Below are 14,033 nucleotides of genomic sequence, written 5' to 3' on the forward strand. Positions count from 1 at the left end.
ATGACGTCCTGAGCGACGGCCCCGACCGGCCGTAGCGCGTTTCCGCCGTACCCGGCCGGAGCGCGCGCGGCACGCCCCGCCCCGGGGGCGCGCACGCTCCAGCCCCACGCCGGCTCTGAACTGAGAGAATGCGTACCGTGAGCGACGACGACCTGGCAGACACTCTCGGCACCAGCGAGACCATGACGCTGGAGTTCAAGCGCACCGCGAAGCGAGAAGGCAAGCGCGGGGACGCCATCGGCAACGCCGTCTGCGCCATGGCCAACGATCTCTGCGGCCGAGGCGGTGGCGACATCCTCATCGGGGTGGACGACACGGGTGAACCCGTGGACGGGGTCGACACCGGCGATCGCGCCCTGCTGGCCCTGACGGACCTCCGCGACGACGGGCGCATCCTCGACCGGCCGTCGCTCACCGTGCGTGCCGCCCTCTTCAAGGGCAAACCGGTCGTACACCTGCGGGTCGAGGCGTCCGCCGCTCCACCCGTGCGTTTCGAAGGGGTGATCTGGGTACGGCCCGGCCCCACCACACGCCGGGCCGGCCGCGAGGACGAGCGCGTCCTGTCCGAACGCCGACGAGCCAACGACGGCCCGTTCGACACCAAGGCGGTGGCACGGGCGACGCGCGACGATCTGGACCTGGAATTGTTCCAGCGTTCCTATCTTCCCTCGATGGTCGATCCCGAGGTGATCGAGGAGAACGGCCGCCCACTCGACGTCCAGTTGTCCTCGTGTCACCTGGCCACGCCGGAAGGCGTACCCACCGCGCTCGGACTGCTGGCGGTGGGGCTCGACCCGTCCAGCGGCATCCCCGGGGCGTACGTCCAGTTCGTACGCTACGAGGGAGACGATCTCGACGGTCCCATCGCCGATGAACAGGAACTCCGGCAGAACCTCATCGGCACGGCTGCCAGGCTGGAGCCCCTGCTGCGGAGCAATCTGCGGACCCGGCTCGTCGGCGACGGCTTCCGCGAGACCGCGCACCCGGACTATCCGCTGGAAGCCCTCCGCGAGATCTGCATGAACGCGTTGATGCACCGGAACTACGAGACCTCGTACGCGCCCACCCGCATTGTCTGGTTCGACGACCGCATCGAGGTGACGAACCCGGGTGGACCCTTCGGCCAGGTACGGGAGGACAACTTCGACCGGGTCACGGACTACCGCAATCCGTCCCTCGCCGCCGCGCTGAAGGGGCTCGGCTACGTCAACCGTTTCGGCCGGGGCATCGGCCGGGTACGGGCCGCGCTGGAGCGCAACGGCAATCCGCCCGCCGAGTTCCAGGTGGACGACTCGTCCTGGGCCGTAACCCTTCGGAGAGCCCCATGACCGCCACATCGATCGCGCTCTTCAACAACAAGGGGGGGGTGGGCAAGACGACGCTCGCCTACCACCTCGCCCACATGATGAGCCGCCTCGGCCAGAACGTCCTGGCCGTGGATCTCGATCCCCAGGCCAACCTCACGTCGGTGTGTCTGGACGAGAGTGAGATCGAGGATCTGTGGTCAAGCTCCTCCGAGCTCATCGCGCAGGGGGTGATCGCGGCGAGACTGCCCGGAGGGGGACGCGTACGTGGCGACCGGACCGTCGCTGACGCTGTGCGGCCGATCCTGGAAGGGACGGGTGATGTCGCGCTCGTGGAGCCGGTCGAACTGAAATCCGGGCTCTGGCTGCTTCCGGGAAGTCTCGATCTCAGCCGCTTCGAGGACAAGCTCTCGAACGAATGGTTCAAGTCGTTCGCCGGCGACATCGCCGCGATCCGCACCACCACCGCCTTCCACCGCATGATCAAGCACGCCGCCGCGTCCGTGGACGCTGACATCGTGCTGATCGACGTCGGTCCCAACCTCGGAGCCATCAACCGGGCCGCGCTGATCGCCGCCGACAGCGTGCTGATGCCGCTCGCCGCCGATCTCTTCTCGCTGAAGGGGCTCAGCAACCTGGGTCCCACACTGCGGGAGTGGCGGCACAACTGGCGTCAGGTCGTGCTACCCCAGGTCCCGTCCGGGATCTCGGCGCCGCCCGCCGACATGACGCCGCTGGGATACGTCATCATGCAGCCGGAGATGCGCCTGGACCGGCCCGTCAAGGCGTACGAGCGCTGGCTGGAGCGCATCCCGGTGGTCTACTCGTCAGCCGTGCTCGACGACCCGAGCCCGTCGCCGGACGACCGCCACCACATCGCGACCCTGCGCAACTACCGCAGCCTGATGCCTCTCGCGCACGACGCCCGTAAGCCGATGTTCGAACTCAAGGCCGCGGACGGGGCGCTCGGCAGCACGCAGAAGTACGTACACACCTGCTTCAAGGAGTTCCGGGGGCTGGCGGAGAACGTACTCCAGCGCGCCCTCGACCGGTAGCCGGACGGTGCGGTGACCGAACCGGCCCGCGCGGGTCGGCTGTCCCAGGCCCTCGCGGCGCTCGGCCGCGCGGCGGCACCCGGTCGCCTTGGCCGCCATGCCCACCATGCCCGCCCCGGCCGCCTTCGCCGCTCCTCGGGCCGGGCGCGCGGACGTGCCCCGACCGTGTCGGGAGGGCCCTTCGGAGGCCCGGCGGAGGCCCCGGCGGAGGCCGGCGGCCCACGGAAGACCCGCGGGCCCGAGTCTGGAATAGAGACCGGGGACACACCGTTACAGCGGACAGTTCAATTTTCAACTAAACGAGAGGGTGAACCGCGATGCAGTTCGGGATCTTCACCGTCGGCGATGTCACCACCGACCCGACCACCGGACGGACACCGACCGAGAACGAGCGGATCAAGGCGATGGTCGCCATCGCCCGGAAGGCCGAGGAGGTCGGGCTGGACGTCTTCGCCACCGGCGAGCACCACAACCCGCCCTTCGTGCCCTCGTCGCCCACCACGATGCTCGGCTACATCGCGGCCACCACCGAGCGGCTCATCCTCTCCACCTCCACCACCCTGATCACCACCAACGACCCGGTGAAGATCGCCGAGGACTACGCGATGCTCCAGCACCTGGCCGACGGGCGCGTCGACCTGATGATGGGGCGCGGCAACACCGGGCCGGTCTATCCGTGGTTCGGTGAGGACATCCGCCAGGGCATCCCGCTCGCCATCGAGAAGTACGCCCTGCTGCACAAGCTGTGGCGCGAGGACGTCGTCGACTGGGAAGGCAAGTTCCGTACGCCGCTCCAGGGCTTCACCTCGACGCCCCGGCCGCTGGACGGCACCCCGCCGTTCGTCTGGCACGGCTCGATCCGGTCTCCCGAGATCGCCGAACAGGCCGCTTACTACGGGGACGGCTTCTTCGCCAACAACATCTTCTGGCCCAAGGGGCACTTCCAGAAGCTGATCCGCCTCTACAGGCAGCGCTACGCGCACTACGGCCACGGCACCCCGGAACAGGCGATGGTCGGTCTGGGCGGCCAGGCGTTCATCGCCAGGAACTCGCAGGACGCGGTACGGCGCTTCCGCCCGTACTTCGACAACGCGCCGGTCTACGGCCACGGGCCCTCGCTGGAGGATTTCACCGAGCAAACCCCGCTGACCGTGGGCAGTCCGCAAGAGGTGATCGAGAAGACACTGACGTTCCGGGAATCTTTCGGCGACTACCAGCGTCAACTCTTCCTGATGGACCACGCGGGACTGCCTCTCAAGACCGTGCTTGAGCAGCTGGACCTGCTCGGCGAGGAAGTGGTGCCGGTGCTCCGCAAGGAGTTCGCGAGCCTGCGCCCCGCCGGTGTCCCGGACGGTCCCGTCCACCCGGCCGCCGCCGACGCGGTGAAGAAAGAGGTCCGACCATGACCAGGGAACCGCTGAAGCTGATAGCCGTCTCGGCCGGGCTGAGCAAGCCGTCGTCGACCCGCCTGCTGGCGGACCGGCTGGCGGAGGCGACCGCACAGGAGCTGAGTCTCGGGGAACGCCCGGTGGAGGTCACGGTCGTCGAACTGCGCGATCTGGCCGTCGACATCGCGAACCACCTGGTCACCGGTTTCCCGGCGCCCGCTCTGCGCGAGGCGCTGGACCTGGTGACCGGGGCGGACGGTCTGATCGTCGTCACGCCGGTCTTCGCCGCCTCGTACAGCGGTCTGTTCAAGTCCTTCTTCGACCTGATCGAGAAGGACGCGCTCACCGGCACACCCGTCCTGCTCGCGGCGACCGGCGGCACCCCCCGCCACTCGCTCGTGCTGGACCACGCACTGCGCCCGCTCTTCAGCCACCTGCACGCCTTCGCTCTCCCGACCGGGGTCTTCGCGGCCACCGGCGACTGGGGAGCGGGCGTGGAGGGTGACAGCGACGAGGGGACGCTACCGGCCCGGATCAGCCGAGCCGGCGCTGAACTGGCCCGGATCCTGACGTCGGCGACCGTGCGCACAAGCGAATCAGCGAACGGATCCGGGGCAGCCGAAGAAGCGGAGGAAGTGATTCCGTTCGAAAAGCTCCTCGTCAACCTCGCGTGAGTCGTCACGCGGGTCATCGCGTCAGTCAGCACGTACGTCGTCACGTACGTCATCGGTATTGAGCAGAGCGGTACAAGACCAAGCGGAGGCCGTCATGAGCGGCAGCAGGATCGTAGTCGGCGTAGATGGCTCGGAGCCTTCCCTGAAGGCCCTGCGCTGGGCGGCACGGCAGGCGAAATTGACAGGTTCCACCGTGCACGCCGTGATCGCCTGGGAGCTGCCGCACAGCAGCTGGGGCGGCATGGCCCTCAGCGCGGGCGACAACCCGAAGGAAACCGCCGAGAAGGTCCTCGAAGAGGCGGTGGCGAAGGCCCTGCCCGCCGAGGCCGCCGCGACGGTGGAACGCCACACCGGCGAGGGACACGCCGCGCAGGTGCTGCTCGACCACGCCGAGGGATCGTCTCTCCTCGTGGTCGGCGACCGTGGTCACAGCACCTTCGGCGCGACCCTGATGGGCTCCACGAGCCTCCAGGTCACCCAGCACGCGAAGCGCCCGGTGGTCGTGGTGCGCGGCGAGGTCGTCGAGGACCAGGACTGAGCGCCGGGGGCCGGGCTCCGTTACAGCGGCGCCACATCCAGGCATGCGCGCGGCCCGCCGGAACGGATCCGGCGGGCCGCGCGCGTGCCTGGATGGTCCGGGTTTCCCCGGTGTGATCAGGGTGATCAGGGTTCTCGCGTGTGGAGCACGTAGAAGACCGAGAGGACCGTGCCCACCCCGAGCCCGAGGCCGATCGCCGCGGACAGCAGAACGCTGTGCCCGGTGAGGCTGTAGAGGAAGCCGATGGACCCGCCGACCAGCACCCCCCAGGCAGCGGCCCTCGGCTCGCGGGGCAGTACGTGCTGGAAACGGTGGAGGCCGAAGATCAGCAGGGCCATCGCCGCCCCGGAGATCAGTGCCAGGGCGAGCTGGCCGTACGAGGCCGCGCCGCCGCTACGGGCGATGAACTGCGCGTACGAGCCGTAGGCGATGCCCAGCACGAGGGGCACCCCCACAGCGGCCGGGGAGACCCGTCGGCCCCCCGGGGAGGTCTGGCGCCGCGACGAGGCGGTCCGCTGCCTCGTGGGTACCGCTGCGTGTGCGGCCATGGCAGAAAGCTCCTTCCGTCACACCCCCACACCCCCCACAACCATCTCTCCAGAGCACACCCGCCCGTCGCGGCCGTCAAACCGAGACCCACCGCACTCACCAGGTCGGCGGCGCACCGCTCGCGCCCGCCGTCCGCGCCACGTTCCCTTGAGAGGTGCGGACCTACCTCTCCATGGCGCTGATCGTCCTGCTGGCGGTCCTCACTCCGCTGAGCGCGATCGCGGCCTGGACCGATCTGGAGATCGGGAACACCGACCGCTTCGTCTCCGACCTGGCACCGCTCGCCTCCGACCCGGAAGTACGGGACGCGGTCTCGGAGCGCATCACCGACGAGGTCATCGCGCACGTGGACGTCGGTCCGCTCCAGGAGGGCGTCCGGGGTCTGCTGCGCGAGGCCGTACGGTCCTTCACCACCACCGACACCTTCAAGGCCGCCTGGACGATGGCGAGCCGGGCCGCGCACGGCGCCGTCGAACAGGTCCTGGACACCGGCGACGGGCGTCCCGTGACCATCGACCTGGCACACGCCACACAACAGGTGAAGAAGCAGCTGACGGACGACGGGGTGCCGTTCGCCGCGCGCATCCCCGTGCGGCACACCGACGTCGTCATCCTGGAACCGAACGCGCTCGGGGTCTGGCGGGAGGTCACCCAGGGGCTGCGGACGGCCGGGATCTGGCCGGCCGTGGGGGCGGTCGCCGTCACGGCACTGGCCCTGCTGGTCGCCGTCCGGCGGCGCCGGGCGCTGATCGGCGTCGGGGTCGCGTACGCGGCCGGCGCGGTGCTGCTGATCATCGCCGTCGTGGTGGGCCGCACGAGCGTCCTCAACGGTCTGCCGGACGACGGTGACCGGGCGGCGGCCGGGGCGGTCTACGACGCGCTGACCGACTCCCTCCGGGCGACGGGCTGGTCCGTCCTGGTCGCCGGGGTGGTCCTGGCCATGGCCGCCTGGCTCGCGGGCCGGCCACGGCGGCGCGGGTGGTCTCCGCACCCGGCCGGCGACGGTCCGGGAACGCGTCCGGCCCCGACCGGTCACCGGCCAGGCACCGGTTAGGCACCGGCGCACCGCAGGCGGTCACCGCAGGCACCGGTCACGGGTCACCGCAGGCACCGGCCACCGGTCACCGGTCACCGGTCACCGGTCACCGACCAGGCATCGGTGGGCGAGTTGGTCCTGTCAGCGGCCGGGCGAGTTGGCGTCGTCACCGGCCCGGCGAGTTGGCCCTGTCAGCGGCCCACGCCGGACTTTACCGATTCTTTATTCCAATCTCACCTGACTGAATGTCGCTTTTGTACCGTTTGGAGCACCATGGGGATATGAGCCAGAACACAACACATCGACCTCGCAGCAATGGCATGAGCACGGGCGCGGGAGCAGGCACCGGCGCGGGAATGGACATGGGGACCGGGACGGGCGCAGGCACAGGCGCCCATGCCGGACGCAAGTCCACCTGGGCCGTGGGCGGGAGCTTCTTCGCCGGGATCCTCATGCTGGTAGTCGGCGCCACGGACATCCTCCAGGGCGTCGCCGGAATCAGGAAGGACGCGTTCCTCCACAGCTCGAACGCCTACGCGTACAACTTCAACCTCACCTCATGGGGCTGGATCCATCTGGGCATAGGAGTGCTCATCGCACTCGTCGGCATCGGGATCCTCGCCCGCGTCCCCATGGCCCGGTACCTCGGTATCGGCATCGCGGCGCTCAATCTCGTCGCACAGTTCATGTACCTGCCCTACCAGCCGGTTTGGGCGGTCGTGGGCATGGCGCTCTCCGCCTTCATCATCTGGGCGCTGGCCACCGACCGGGATCGCGTAACGCCAAGAGCGTCACGCTACTGACGGCCCGACAGCGTTGAACGCCCCACCTCGAAAACGAACGACGGCCCCGAACCATCGTCATACGCGCATACGGAGACAGCGGAAACCATCGCTGTCGCCGTATGCGCGTACGTACGGTACGTCCGCCGTCAGCCCCCGGACCGCGCAGCCGTTTCCCCGCCGTCCCCCAGCTGTGTCCCAGCGATTTCCAGCCGTCCCCGCCCGCAAGGAGGCCGCGGCAGCCATGAACGCCCCCCGCAAGAACGACGAGATCCTCGCGAACATCAACTCCCTCGTCGCCGAGGAGCGCACCCTGCGCGACCGTTCGCTCCAGCGCCTCGGCCTCGCCTCCGAGGAGCGGGCGAGGCTGCGCTCCGTCGAGATCCAGCTCGACCAGTGCTGGGACCTGCTGCGCCAGCGCCGCGCCAAGTCGGAGTACGGCGAGAACCCGGACGAGGCGGCGGTCCGCCCGGCGAACGAGGTCGAGGGCTACCAGGGCTGAGCACCCCGCCCCGAACACCCCACCCCGAGCTTCCCGGGTGAGCCCGTGAACCGCACCGTGAAACCACACCGCGAACCACACCACGCGGCTCCTGAGCCCCATCAGGCTCATGAGTCAGAGTGGTGGACATGGGAGAACCTGAGGTCCCGAGCGCCGCCGCCCGGCTGTCCCCGCCCGCCTGGCTGACCGCGGGCCTGCGCCCGCAGCCCGCCCCCATCCCCTGGGCCGCCGTCGCCCGCGCCGCCGTCGCCCTGTCCGTTCCCGTGGCGGTCGGCCTCGCCCTCGACCGGCCGGACTACGGCGCCATCGTCGCCATCGGCGCCCTCTCGGGCGTCATCAGCGACACCGCCGACGCGTACCGGATGCGGATCCTCAACATCGCGGTCCCCCAGCTCTTCGGCGCTCTCGGCGTCACGCTCGGCACCCTCGTCTTCGGGCAGGGCTGGTTCGCGGTCGGGACCCTGACCCTGATCGCGCTCGTCTCCGGGATGATCTCCTCGATCGGCGCGGTCGCCTCGGTCTCCGGGCTGGTCCTCCTGATCAACGCGGTACTGGGCGCGGGGCTCCCGCTGCCCGACCCGTGGTGGAAGGCCCCGCTGCTGCTGACCGTCGGCGGGCTGTTCGTCCTCGTCCTGACGCTGCTCGCCTGGCCACTGCGCGCCCGGGCGCCGGAACGGATCGCCGTCGCCGGGACGTACCGCGCGCTCGCCGATCTGCTGGAGGCGGCCGGCGGTACGGAGTACGACAGCAGACGTCAGGCCGTCACCCGCTCGCTCAACCAGGCGTACGACCTCGTCCTCGCCCGCCGCGCCCGCGACCACGGCCGGAGCGGCCCGCTCGTACAGCTGATCGCCCAGCTCAATGTGATCATCCCGCTGGTCGAGGCCGCACCCGCCGCCCACCAGCACGGGCGGCCACTGCCCGCCGCGATCCCGGCGGCGGTAAGGGACTTGGCAGACGCGGTCGAGACGGGACGTAAGGGCGATCCGGCCCTGGAACTCCCCGCGCCCGCATCCTCCTCGGACCGCGCCGTCGACCTCGCGCTGCGGCACGCCGCCACCGTGGTCCGGTCGGCCGACCCCGATCCGTACAACATCGACGACCGGCTGGGCCGGCCCGCCGCGCTCGGCGTCCGGGCCCGCCGCACCGCGCGCGCCGTGCTGTTCTCCGAGAACTCCTGGCGCTACGGACTGCGCCTCGCCCTCTGCATCGGGCTGGCGCAGACGCTGGTGTCGGTGGTCCCGGTGCAGCATTCGTACTGGGTCGCGCTGTCGGTGACCTTCGTCCTCAAACCCGACTTCGGGTCGGTCTTCTCGCGGGCGGTGCTGCGCGCGCTGGGCACGGCTCTCGGGCTCGTCGTCGCGGCCGTCGTGCTGACGGCCGTCCCGCGCGGCTGGTGGGACGTGCCGGTCGTGCTGGTCCTCGCGGCCCTGATCCCGGCGGTGTCGGCGAAGGGGTACGTGTTCCAGACGGCCGCCATCACACCGGTGATCCTGCTGCTCTCCGACGTCCTGAACCACCAGGGTTTCAGCCTGGTGGTCCCCCGCTTCACCGACAGTCTGATCGGCTGTGGGATCGCGCTGATCGCCGGCTATCTGCTCTGGCCGGAGAGCTGGCACACCCGGATCGGGGACCGGCTCGCGGACACGGTGGAGGACACCGCCGGGTACGTCCGGTGCGCGTTCGGATCCGAATCCGGCGGTACGGAGGCGCAACAGGCCGAGCGGGTGCGCAGACGCCGCCGTCTCTACCGGGACCTGTCGGTCGTACGGACCGAGTTCCAGCGGGCCCTGACCGAGCCTCCCCCTATGGGTACCCGGGCCGCGGCCTGGTGGCCGCTGCTCGTCTCCGTGGAACGTATCGTCGACGCGACGACGGCGGCCCGCGTCCGCGTCAACCACGGCACCCCGCCGCCCGTCCCGGCCGAGGCGGCCTCCATCGAGCGCCAGCTGCGGGAGTTGGCGGACGGTCTGCGGTCGAGCGAGGTCCTGGTGGAGGTACGGGCGGACCTGGCGGGCGACGAAGAAGGGGTCCTGGCGCCGCTGCGCCAGGAGGTGACGGCGGCGCGGGCGATCGCCTCACCCCAGCGACGGACCGGTCTCGGTGGCCCCACCGGCCCCACCGGCCGGAGCGGCCTCACCGGCCGGAGCGATCGGACAGGGCCGTCCCATCGGACGGATCCGCCCGATGGGACGGGGGGTCCGACGCCTCCTGGCCGGACAGAGGATCCGACGCCTCCTGGCCGGACAGAGGACCCGACACCTCCGGATCGGCCGGGGGGTCCGACACCTTGAGCGTCACCCAGACCCGCTTCCCCGGGCCCTGCCGGGGCGCCACCCCCCAGTCGTCGGCGAGCGCGGCGATCAGCGCCAGCCCGCGCCCGCACTCGTCGTCCAGCCCGGGGGTACGCGGGTGCGGCAGCAGCTCACCCGCGTCCTCGACCTCCAGTCTCAGCAACCCGTCGGCGCGGTCCAGGGTGACGGCGATCTCCCGGCCGGGCGGACTCCCATGCCGCAGGGCGTTGGTGACGAGTTCCGACAGAAGCAGGGCGGCGATCTCGCCCGATTCCCCGGGCAGGCCCATGTTCACTCGCAACGCCGCCCGCGCCCGCCCCACACTGCGCGGATTGCTCGGCAGCCGGAGCGTCACCCGCCGGCTGTCGTGACCTTGCTGGTCGGGCCGGTCGTACTGATCGGACCGGTCGGACCGTTCACCGTCATGGTTCATGGGAGTGCTCTTCCCATTGGCGCGGGTTTTACTTTCCGTACGCCAAGAGTGACGGTATGAAGCTAGGCTCGACAGTTGGCCGGACCCGACAACCCGGGCCCGGCGACCGGCGGGACCGGGCCGGCCTCACTCGCCCTGCCGCCTGTCCTGCAGACGTTCCAGCTCCCGGCGGTCGCGCTTCGTCGGACGGCCGGCCCCCCGGTCGCGCAGGGCGAGCGGGGCCGCGAATTCGCGCGGCGGGGGCGGCGGGCTGTTGTCGACGTAGCACTCCACCGCCACCGGGGCGCCCACCCGTTTGCGTACGATCCGCGAGACCACCACGATCCTGTCCCGGCCCGCGTGGCGCAGCCGGACCTCGTCGCCCTGCTTGATCGCCTGCGCGGGCTTCACCCGGTCGCCGTTGACGCGGACGTGACCCGCGCGGGCGGCGGCGGCCGCCTGGGAGCGCGTCTTGGTGAGCCGTACGGACCAGATCCAGGTGTCGACCCGCGCCGTCCCACCGCCGGAAACCTCAGCCTCAGAAGCCATACACCGAGAGTAGACGCGGCACGGGCCCGGCCGGGCCGTACGGCACCTCACGGCACCGCGTCGCGCGCCGTACCCAGACGAAACAACTCGGCAACGTATCCGTGGTGCCGCACCGCACACTCACGACTACGATGCGCTCGATCTTCCTTTACGGAGACATGCCTCCGCACGGGGAATCGTTTCTGACATGTCGACAGATGTCGTGCCACCAAAGGGCATCAAAGAAGGACATCGGAGGGCTCCCACCGGCGGCACGACGCACTTCCGGAAGCAGTGAAGCCATGCGCAGCAATTCCGGCAGAGGGCTCCAGCCCAATGTCCTCGGTACGTTCGACACCGTCGTGATGGCCGTCGCGGGCAGCGCGCCGGCCTATTCGCTCGCCGCCACCACCGCTGTCCTCGTCGGGGCCGTCGGGCTGGCCAGCCCCGCCGCGCTGCTCTACTGCGCGATACCCATGCTGGGCATCGTGCTCGCCTACAGCCGGCTGGGCCGCCTCGACGCCAACGCGGGAGCCGCCTACTCCTGGGTCGGCCGTACGCTGCACCCCGCACTCGGCTTCATCTCCGGCTGGGCGCTGGTCGTCTCCACGACGATCTTCATGGTGGCCGGTTCGCTGCCCGCCGGTGCCATGACGCTCGCGGTCTTCGACAGCGGACTCGCCGACAACACCGCGGCGGCGCTGCTCGTCGGATCCGGCTGGTTCCTGATCATGCTGCTGGTGGTGCTGGGCGGCGCCCGGCTGACGGTCCGGGCGCAGTTCCTGCTCTCCGGCGTGGAGCTGGTCCTCCTCCTGCTCTTCGTCGTCGCGGCCTTCGCCCACAACGGCGCCGCCCAGATCTTCGACTGGTCCTGGCTCGGCTTCCACCACTTCGAGGGCCGGTCGGGCTTCGCCGCAGGCGCGCTCGTCGCCGCCTTCTACTACTGGGGATGGGACGTGACCAGCAACCTCAGCGAGGAGACCCGCAACAGCCGCAGGACCGCCGGACTCGCGGCCCTCATCGGCATGGGCATCGTCTTCCTGCTCTTCGAGACGTACACGATCGCTGTGAACATCATCCTGACCGATGAGCAGATCAAGGCGGGCAGCGCCAACGTGCTCGGCGTGCTGGGCGACGTGATCTGGCCCGGCATCGGCGGCAAACTGCTGATCGTGGCGGTGATGCTGTCCACCGTCGCGACGCTGGAGACGACGCTCATCCAGGTGACGCGTTCGCTGTTCGCGATGGGCCGCGACCGTACGATGCCCGCCGCACTCGGCAAGGTCCACCGCACCTGGAACACCCCCTGGGTGGCGATCGGCGTGGTCGGCGTCGTCGCGCTCGGCCTGCTCGCGGCGGCCTCCGCCCTGGGCTCGGTCACCGAGATCATCTCCGACGCCGTCAACGCCATCTCGCTCCAGATCTGCGTCTACTACGGACTGGCGGGCATCGCGGCCGTCGTCGCGTACCGCAAGGTGCTGTTCCGCTCGCTAGCGGAATTCTTCCTCGGCGGGGTCTGGCCGCTGCTCGGCGCGCTGTTCATGTTCTGGATGTTCTACGAGTCGCTGAGCGAACTGAGCACGGCGGCGATCACGATCGGCGTCGGCGGCCTGGCCATCGGCCTGGTGCCGATGTGCTGGTACTGGCGCAAAGGCAGTTCGTACTACCGCCCCGCGAAGCTCGACGCCACCCGGGCCGTGGCCGACGACACGTCCTACAGCGACTCGGCGGCAGCGGCCCGTACCACCCACACCGACGAGTCACTGGCAACCGACTTCTGACGCAGACCTGAGGGGAGCTCCATGGCGGAACGCCGTCACCGGGCGCCCGGGGGCCGCCCCCCGGGCAGGAACGGTGCGCCCGACTTCGACCCGGACTTCGGCGACCGGCCGCTCACCGAGGCACGGCACGACATCGTCATAGGGCGCTGGCAGGGCGTCCGCGATCTGCTGCACGTCACCGGCGACGACTGGCCGCGCCGCGCCCACCGGGTGCGGATCCTCTCGCACGCGGCGGCCAACAGCTCGGCCGTGGAGAACTGGCGGGCGGCGGAGCCGGAGAATCCCGACGCGGCGGTCCTGCGCGCGGCGACGGAGGTCGTACGGGTCTTCAGCCGGGCCATAGCGGCCGGGCGCGGGGTCGGCCTGGAGCGGGCCCGGCTCGACGCGGCGGTCCTGGCGTGCCTGACGGCGGCCGACGCCCGGCCCGCCGACCCGATGCCCTGGGTCTCGCTGCTCACGGTCGCCCGGCTGTACGAGGACGGGGTGAGCCGGGGCGAGATAAGGCGCTGGTGGGACGAGTTGCGCCGGCGCGACCCGTACAACATGGAGGGCCACGTCCAGCTGCTGCGCTACTTCTCGGCGCGGTGGCACGGCACGCACGGCCGGATGTACGACTTCGCGCGCGACGCGGCGGGCGCCGCCCCGCCGGGATCCCCGCTGCCGGTGCTCGTGCAGATCGCCCGCGTGGAGGAGTTCCGCTATGTCGCGGAGGCGGCGAAGGGGCGGCGGGCCGTCAGGGACTTCGGGCAGCACTGGCACCACGAGCTGGCGGTGACGGAGGTGGTCCGCACCTTCGACCGGTGGATCGGCGGCAGATCGTACGGCCCGGCCGTCCCCGAGGAGATCGGCGAGCTGAACTACCTGACGCACGCGGCGTGTTACGCGGGCCTGAACGATCTCGCCGCGCGGCTGTTCGGACTGCTGGGGTGGCGGGCGGCGCGGGTGCCGTGGTCGTACACGGGCGATCCGGCGGAGCAGTTCACGGCGTTCCGGCGGGCGCGGCTGGACGGCTGAGACACGACGGTGGTGGGGGGGGGGCCGGGGCCCGGGCCCCCCCCCCCCCCCCCCCCCCCCCCCCCCCCCCCCCCCCCCACACCCCCCCCCACCCCCCCCCCCCCCCCCCCACAACCCACCCCCCCCCCCCCCCACCATAGACCCGCGTAACCAACCCCACACAAAAAACAAGCCCA

13 protein-coding genes and 1 pseudogene are annotated in these 14,033 nt (G+C 70.7%); 11 read left to right on the forward strand and 3 right to left on the reverse strand.

The window, feature by feature from the left end; genetic code table 11:
* Positions 1 to 128: 128 nt before the first annotated feature.
* The 5 genes from ACIBAE_RS26265 to ACIBAE_RS26285 all read left to right on the forward strand — a co-directional run bounded on the left by ACIBAE_RS26265 (position 129) and on the right by ACIBAE_RS26285 (position 4,959).
* Positions 129 to 1,328, forward strand: coding sequence for an ATP-binding protein (locus ACIBAE_RS26265; protein WP_399289999.1), 1,200 nt, complete (start codon positions 129 to 131; stop codon positions 1,326 to 1,328).
* Entirely contained in the window at positions 1,325 to 2,359 is a 1,035-nt protein-coding gene (locus ACIBAE_RS26270) for a ParA family protein (protein WP_399290001.1), read from the forward strand. The genes ACIBAE_RS26265 and ACIBAE_RS26270 overlap by 4 nt, the downstream gene beginning before the upstream one ends.
* A gap of 317 nt (positions 2,360 to 2,676) precedes the next feature.
* Entirely contained in the window at positions 2,677 to 3,765 is a 1,089-nt protein-coding gene (locus tag ACIBAE_RS26275) for an LLM class flavin-dependent oxidoreductase (RefSeq protein ID WP_399290003.1), read from the forward strand.
* A complete protein-coding gene (locus tag ACIBAE_RS26280) occupies positions 3,762 to 4,421 on the forward strand; it encodes an FMN reductase (protein WP_399290005.1) in 660 nt (219 codons plus the stop codon). Before ACIBAE_RS26275 ends, ACIBAE_RS26280 begins: the two co-directional genes overlap by 4 nt.
* Positions 4,422 to 4,515: 94 nt before the next feature.
* Positions 4,516 to 4,959 (forward strand): universal stress protein, encoded by a 444-nt coding sequence (locus ACIBAE_RS26285; RefSeq protein ID WP_399290007.1) that lies wholly within the window; start codon positions 4,516 to 4,518, stop codon positions 4,957 to 4,959.
* A gap of 125 nt (positions 4,960 to 5,084) precedes the next feature.
* Here ACIBAE_RS26285 and ACIBAE_RS26290 read toward each other — a convergent pair whose 3' ends face one another.
* Positions 5,085 to 5,507 carry a hypothetical protein gene (locus ACIBAE_RS26290; RefSeq protein ID WP_399290009.1) on the reverse strand — a complete coding sequence of 141 codons (423 nt, stop codon included), beginning with the start codon at positions 5,505 to 5,507 and terminating at the stop codon, positions 5,085 to 5,087.
* Between the two features lie 155 nt (positions 5,508 to 5,662).
* On the opposite strand from ACIBAE_RS26290, the gene ACIBAE_RS26295 reads away from it, so the two are divergent.
* The 4 genes from ACIBAE_RS26295 to ACIBAE_RS26310 all read left to right on the forward strand — a co-directional run bounded on the left by ACIBAE_RS26295 (position 5,663) and on the right by ACIBAE_RS26310 (position 10,122).
* Complete coding sequence (locus tag ACIBAE_RS26295) at positions 5,663 to 6,562, forward strand: hypothetical protein (RefSeq protein WP_399290011.1); 900 nt, start codon at positions 5,663 to 5,665, stop codon at positions 6,560 to 6,562.
* A gap of 344 nt (positions 6,563 to 6,906) precedes the next feature.
* On the forward strand, positions 6,907 to 7,347 hold the full coding sequence (locus tag ACIBAE_RS26300) for a hypothetical protein (RefSeq protein WP_399290013.1): 441 nt from the start codon (positions 6,907 to 6,909) through the stop codon (positions 7,345 to 7,347).
* Between the two features lie 223 nt (positions 7,348 to 7,570).
* Positions 7,571 to 7,828, forward strand: a complete 258-nt coding sequence (locus tag ACIBAE_RS26305; RefSeq protein WP_399290015.1) for a DUF2630 family protein — start codon at positions 7,571 to 7,573, stop codon at positions 7,826 to 7,828.
* A 128-nt stretch (positions 7,829 to 7,956) separates the two neighbouring features.
* The gene (locus ACIBAE_RS26310; protein WP_399290017.1) at positions 7,957 to 10,122 is read left to right on the forward strand and encodes an FUSC family protein; all 2,166 of its coding nucleotides are present in this window, start codon (positions 7,957 to 7,959) and stop codon (positions 10,120 to 10,122) included.
* A 52-nt stretch (positions 10,123 to 10,174) separates the two neighbouring features.
* Here the strand turns inward: ACIBAE_RS26310 and ACIBAE_RS26315 are convergent.
* Together ACIBAE_RS26315 and ACIBAE_RS26320 are read right to left on the reverse strand one after the other, a co-directional pair.
* Positions 10,175 to 10,555 (reverse strand): annotated as a pseudogene (locus ACIBAE_RS26315) (ATP-binding protein); the annotation flags it as partial.
* Between the two features lie 126 nt (positions 10,556 to 10,681).
* Positions 10,682 to 11,083, reverse strand: a complete 402-nt coding sequence (locus ACIBAE_RS26320; RefSeq protein WP_399290019.1) for an RNA-binding S4 domain-containing protein — start codon at positions 11,081 to 11,083, stop codon at positions 10,682 to 10,684.
* A 281-nt stretch (positions 11,084 to 11,364) separates the two neighbouring features.
* Between ACIBAE_RS26320 and ACIBAE_RS26325 the strand changes: the two genes are divergently transcribed.
* Together ACIBAE_RS26325 and ACIBAE_RS26330 are read left to right on the forward strand one after the other, a co-directional pair.
* Positions 11,365 to 12,843, forward strand: a complete 1,479-nt coding sequence (locus ACIBAE_RS26325) for an APC family permease (RefSeq protein ID WP_399290021.1) — start codon at positions 11,365 to 11,367, stop codon at positions 12,841 to 12,843.
* 21 nt (positions 12,844 to 12,864) lie between these two features.
* The gene (locus ACIBAE_RS26330) at positions 12,865 to 13,857 is read left to right on the forward strand and encodes a hypothetical protein (protein ID WP_399290023.1); all 993 of its coding nucleotides are present in this window, start codon (positions 12,865 to 12,867) and stop codon (positions 13,855 to 13,857) included.
* The last annotated feature ends 176 nt before the right edge of the window (positions 13,858 to 14,033 follow it).

It is taken from the genome of Streptomyces sp. NPDC051569, assembly GCF_044454085.1.
Lineage (GTDB): Bacteria > Actinomycetota > Actinomycetes > Streptomycetales > Streptomycetaceae > Streptomyces.

Bases quoted from the DNA above. Each gene is read 5' to 3' on its own strand.
- ACIBAE_RS26270 (WP_399290001.1), top strand. From the start codon at position 1,325: ATGACCGCCACATCGATCGCGCTCTTCAACAACAAGGGGGGGGTGGGC.
- ACIBAE_RS26310 (WP_399290017.1), top strand. From the start codon at position 7,957: ATGGGAGAACCTGAGGTCCCGAGCGCCGCCGCCCGGCTGTCCCCGCCC.
- ACIBAE_RS26290 (WP_399290009.1), bottom strand. From the start codon at position 5,507: ATGGCCGCACACGCAGCGGTACCCACGAGGCAGCGGACCGCCTCGTCG.
- ACIBAE_RS26265 (WP_399289999.1), top strand. From the start codon at position 129: ATGCGTACCGTGAGCGACGACGACCTGGCAGACACTCTCGGCACCAGC.
- ACIBAE_RS26330 (WP_399290023.1), top strand. From the start codon at position 12,865: ATGGCGGAACGCCGTCACCGGGCGCCCGGGGGCCGCCCCCCGGGCAGG.
- ACIBAE_RS26300 (WP_399290013.1), top strand. From the start codon at position 6,907: ATGGGGACCGGGACGGGCGCAGGCACAGGCGCCCATGCCGGACGCAAG.
- ACIBAE_RS26320 (WP_399290019.1), bottom strand. From the start codon at position 11,083: ATGGCTTCTGAGGCTGAGGTTTCCGGCGGTGGGACGGCGCGGGTCGAC.
- ACIBAE_RS26280 (WP_399290005.1), top strand. From the start codon at position 3,762: ATGACCAGGGAACCGCTGAAGCTGATAGCCGTCTCGGCCGGGCTGAGC.
- ACIBAE_RS26325 (WP_399290021.1), top strand. From the start codon at position 11,365: ATGCGCAGCAATTCCGGCAGAGGGCTCCAGCCCAATGTCCTCGGTACG.
- ACIBAE_RS26275 (WP_399290003.1), top strand. From the start codon at position 2,677: ATGCAGTTCGGGATCTTCACCGTCGGCGATGTCACCACCGACCCGACC.
- ACIBAE_RS26305 (WP_399290015.1), top strand. From the start codon at position 7,571: ATGAACGCCCCCCGCAAGAACGACGAGATCCTCGCGAACATCAACTCC.
- ACIBAE_RS26285 (WP_399290007.1), top strand. From the start codon at position 4,516: ATGAGCGGCAGCAGGATCGTAGTCGGCGTAGATGGCTCGGAGCCTTCC.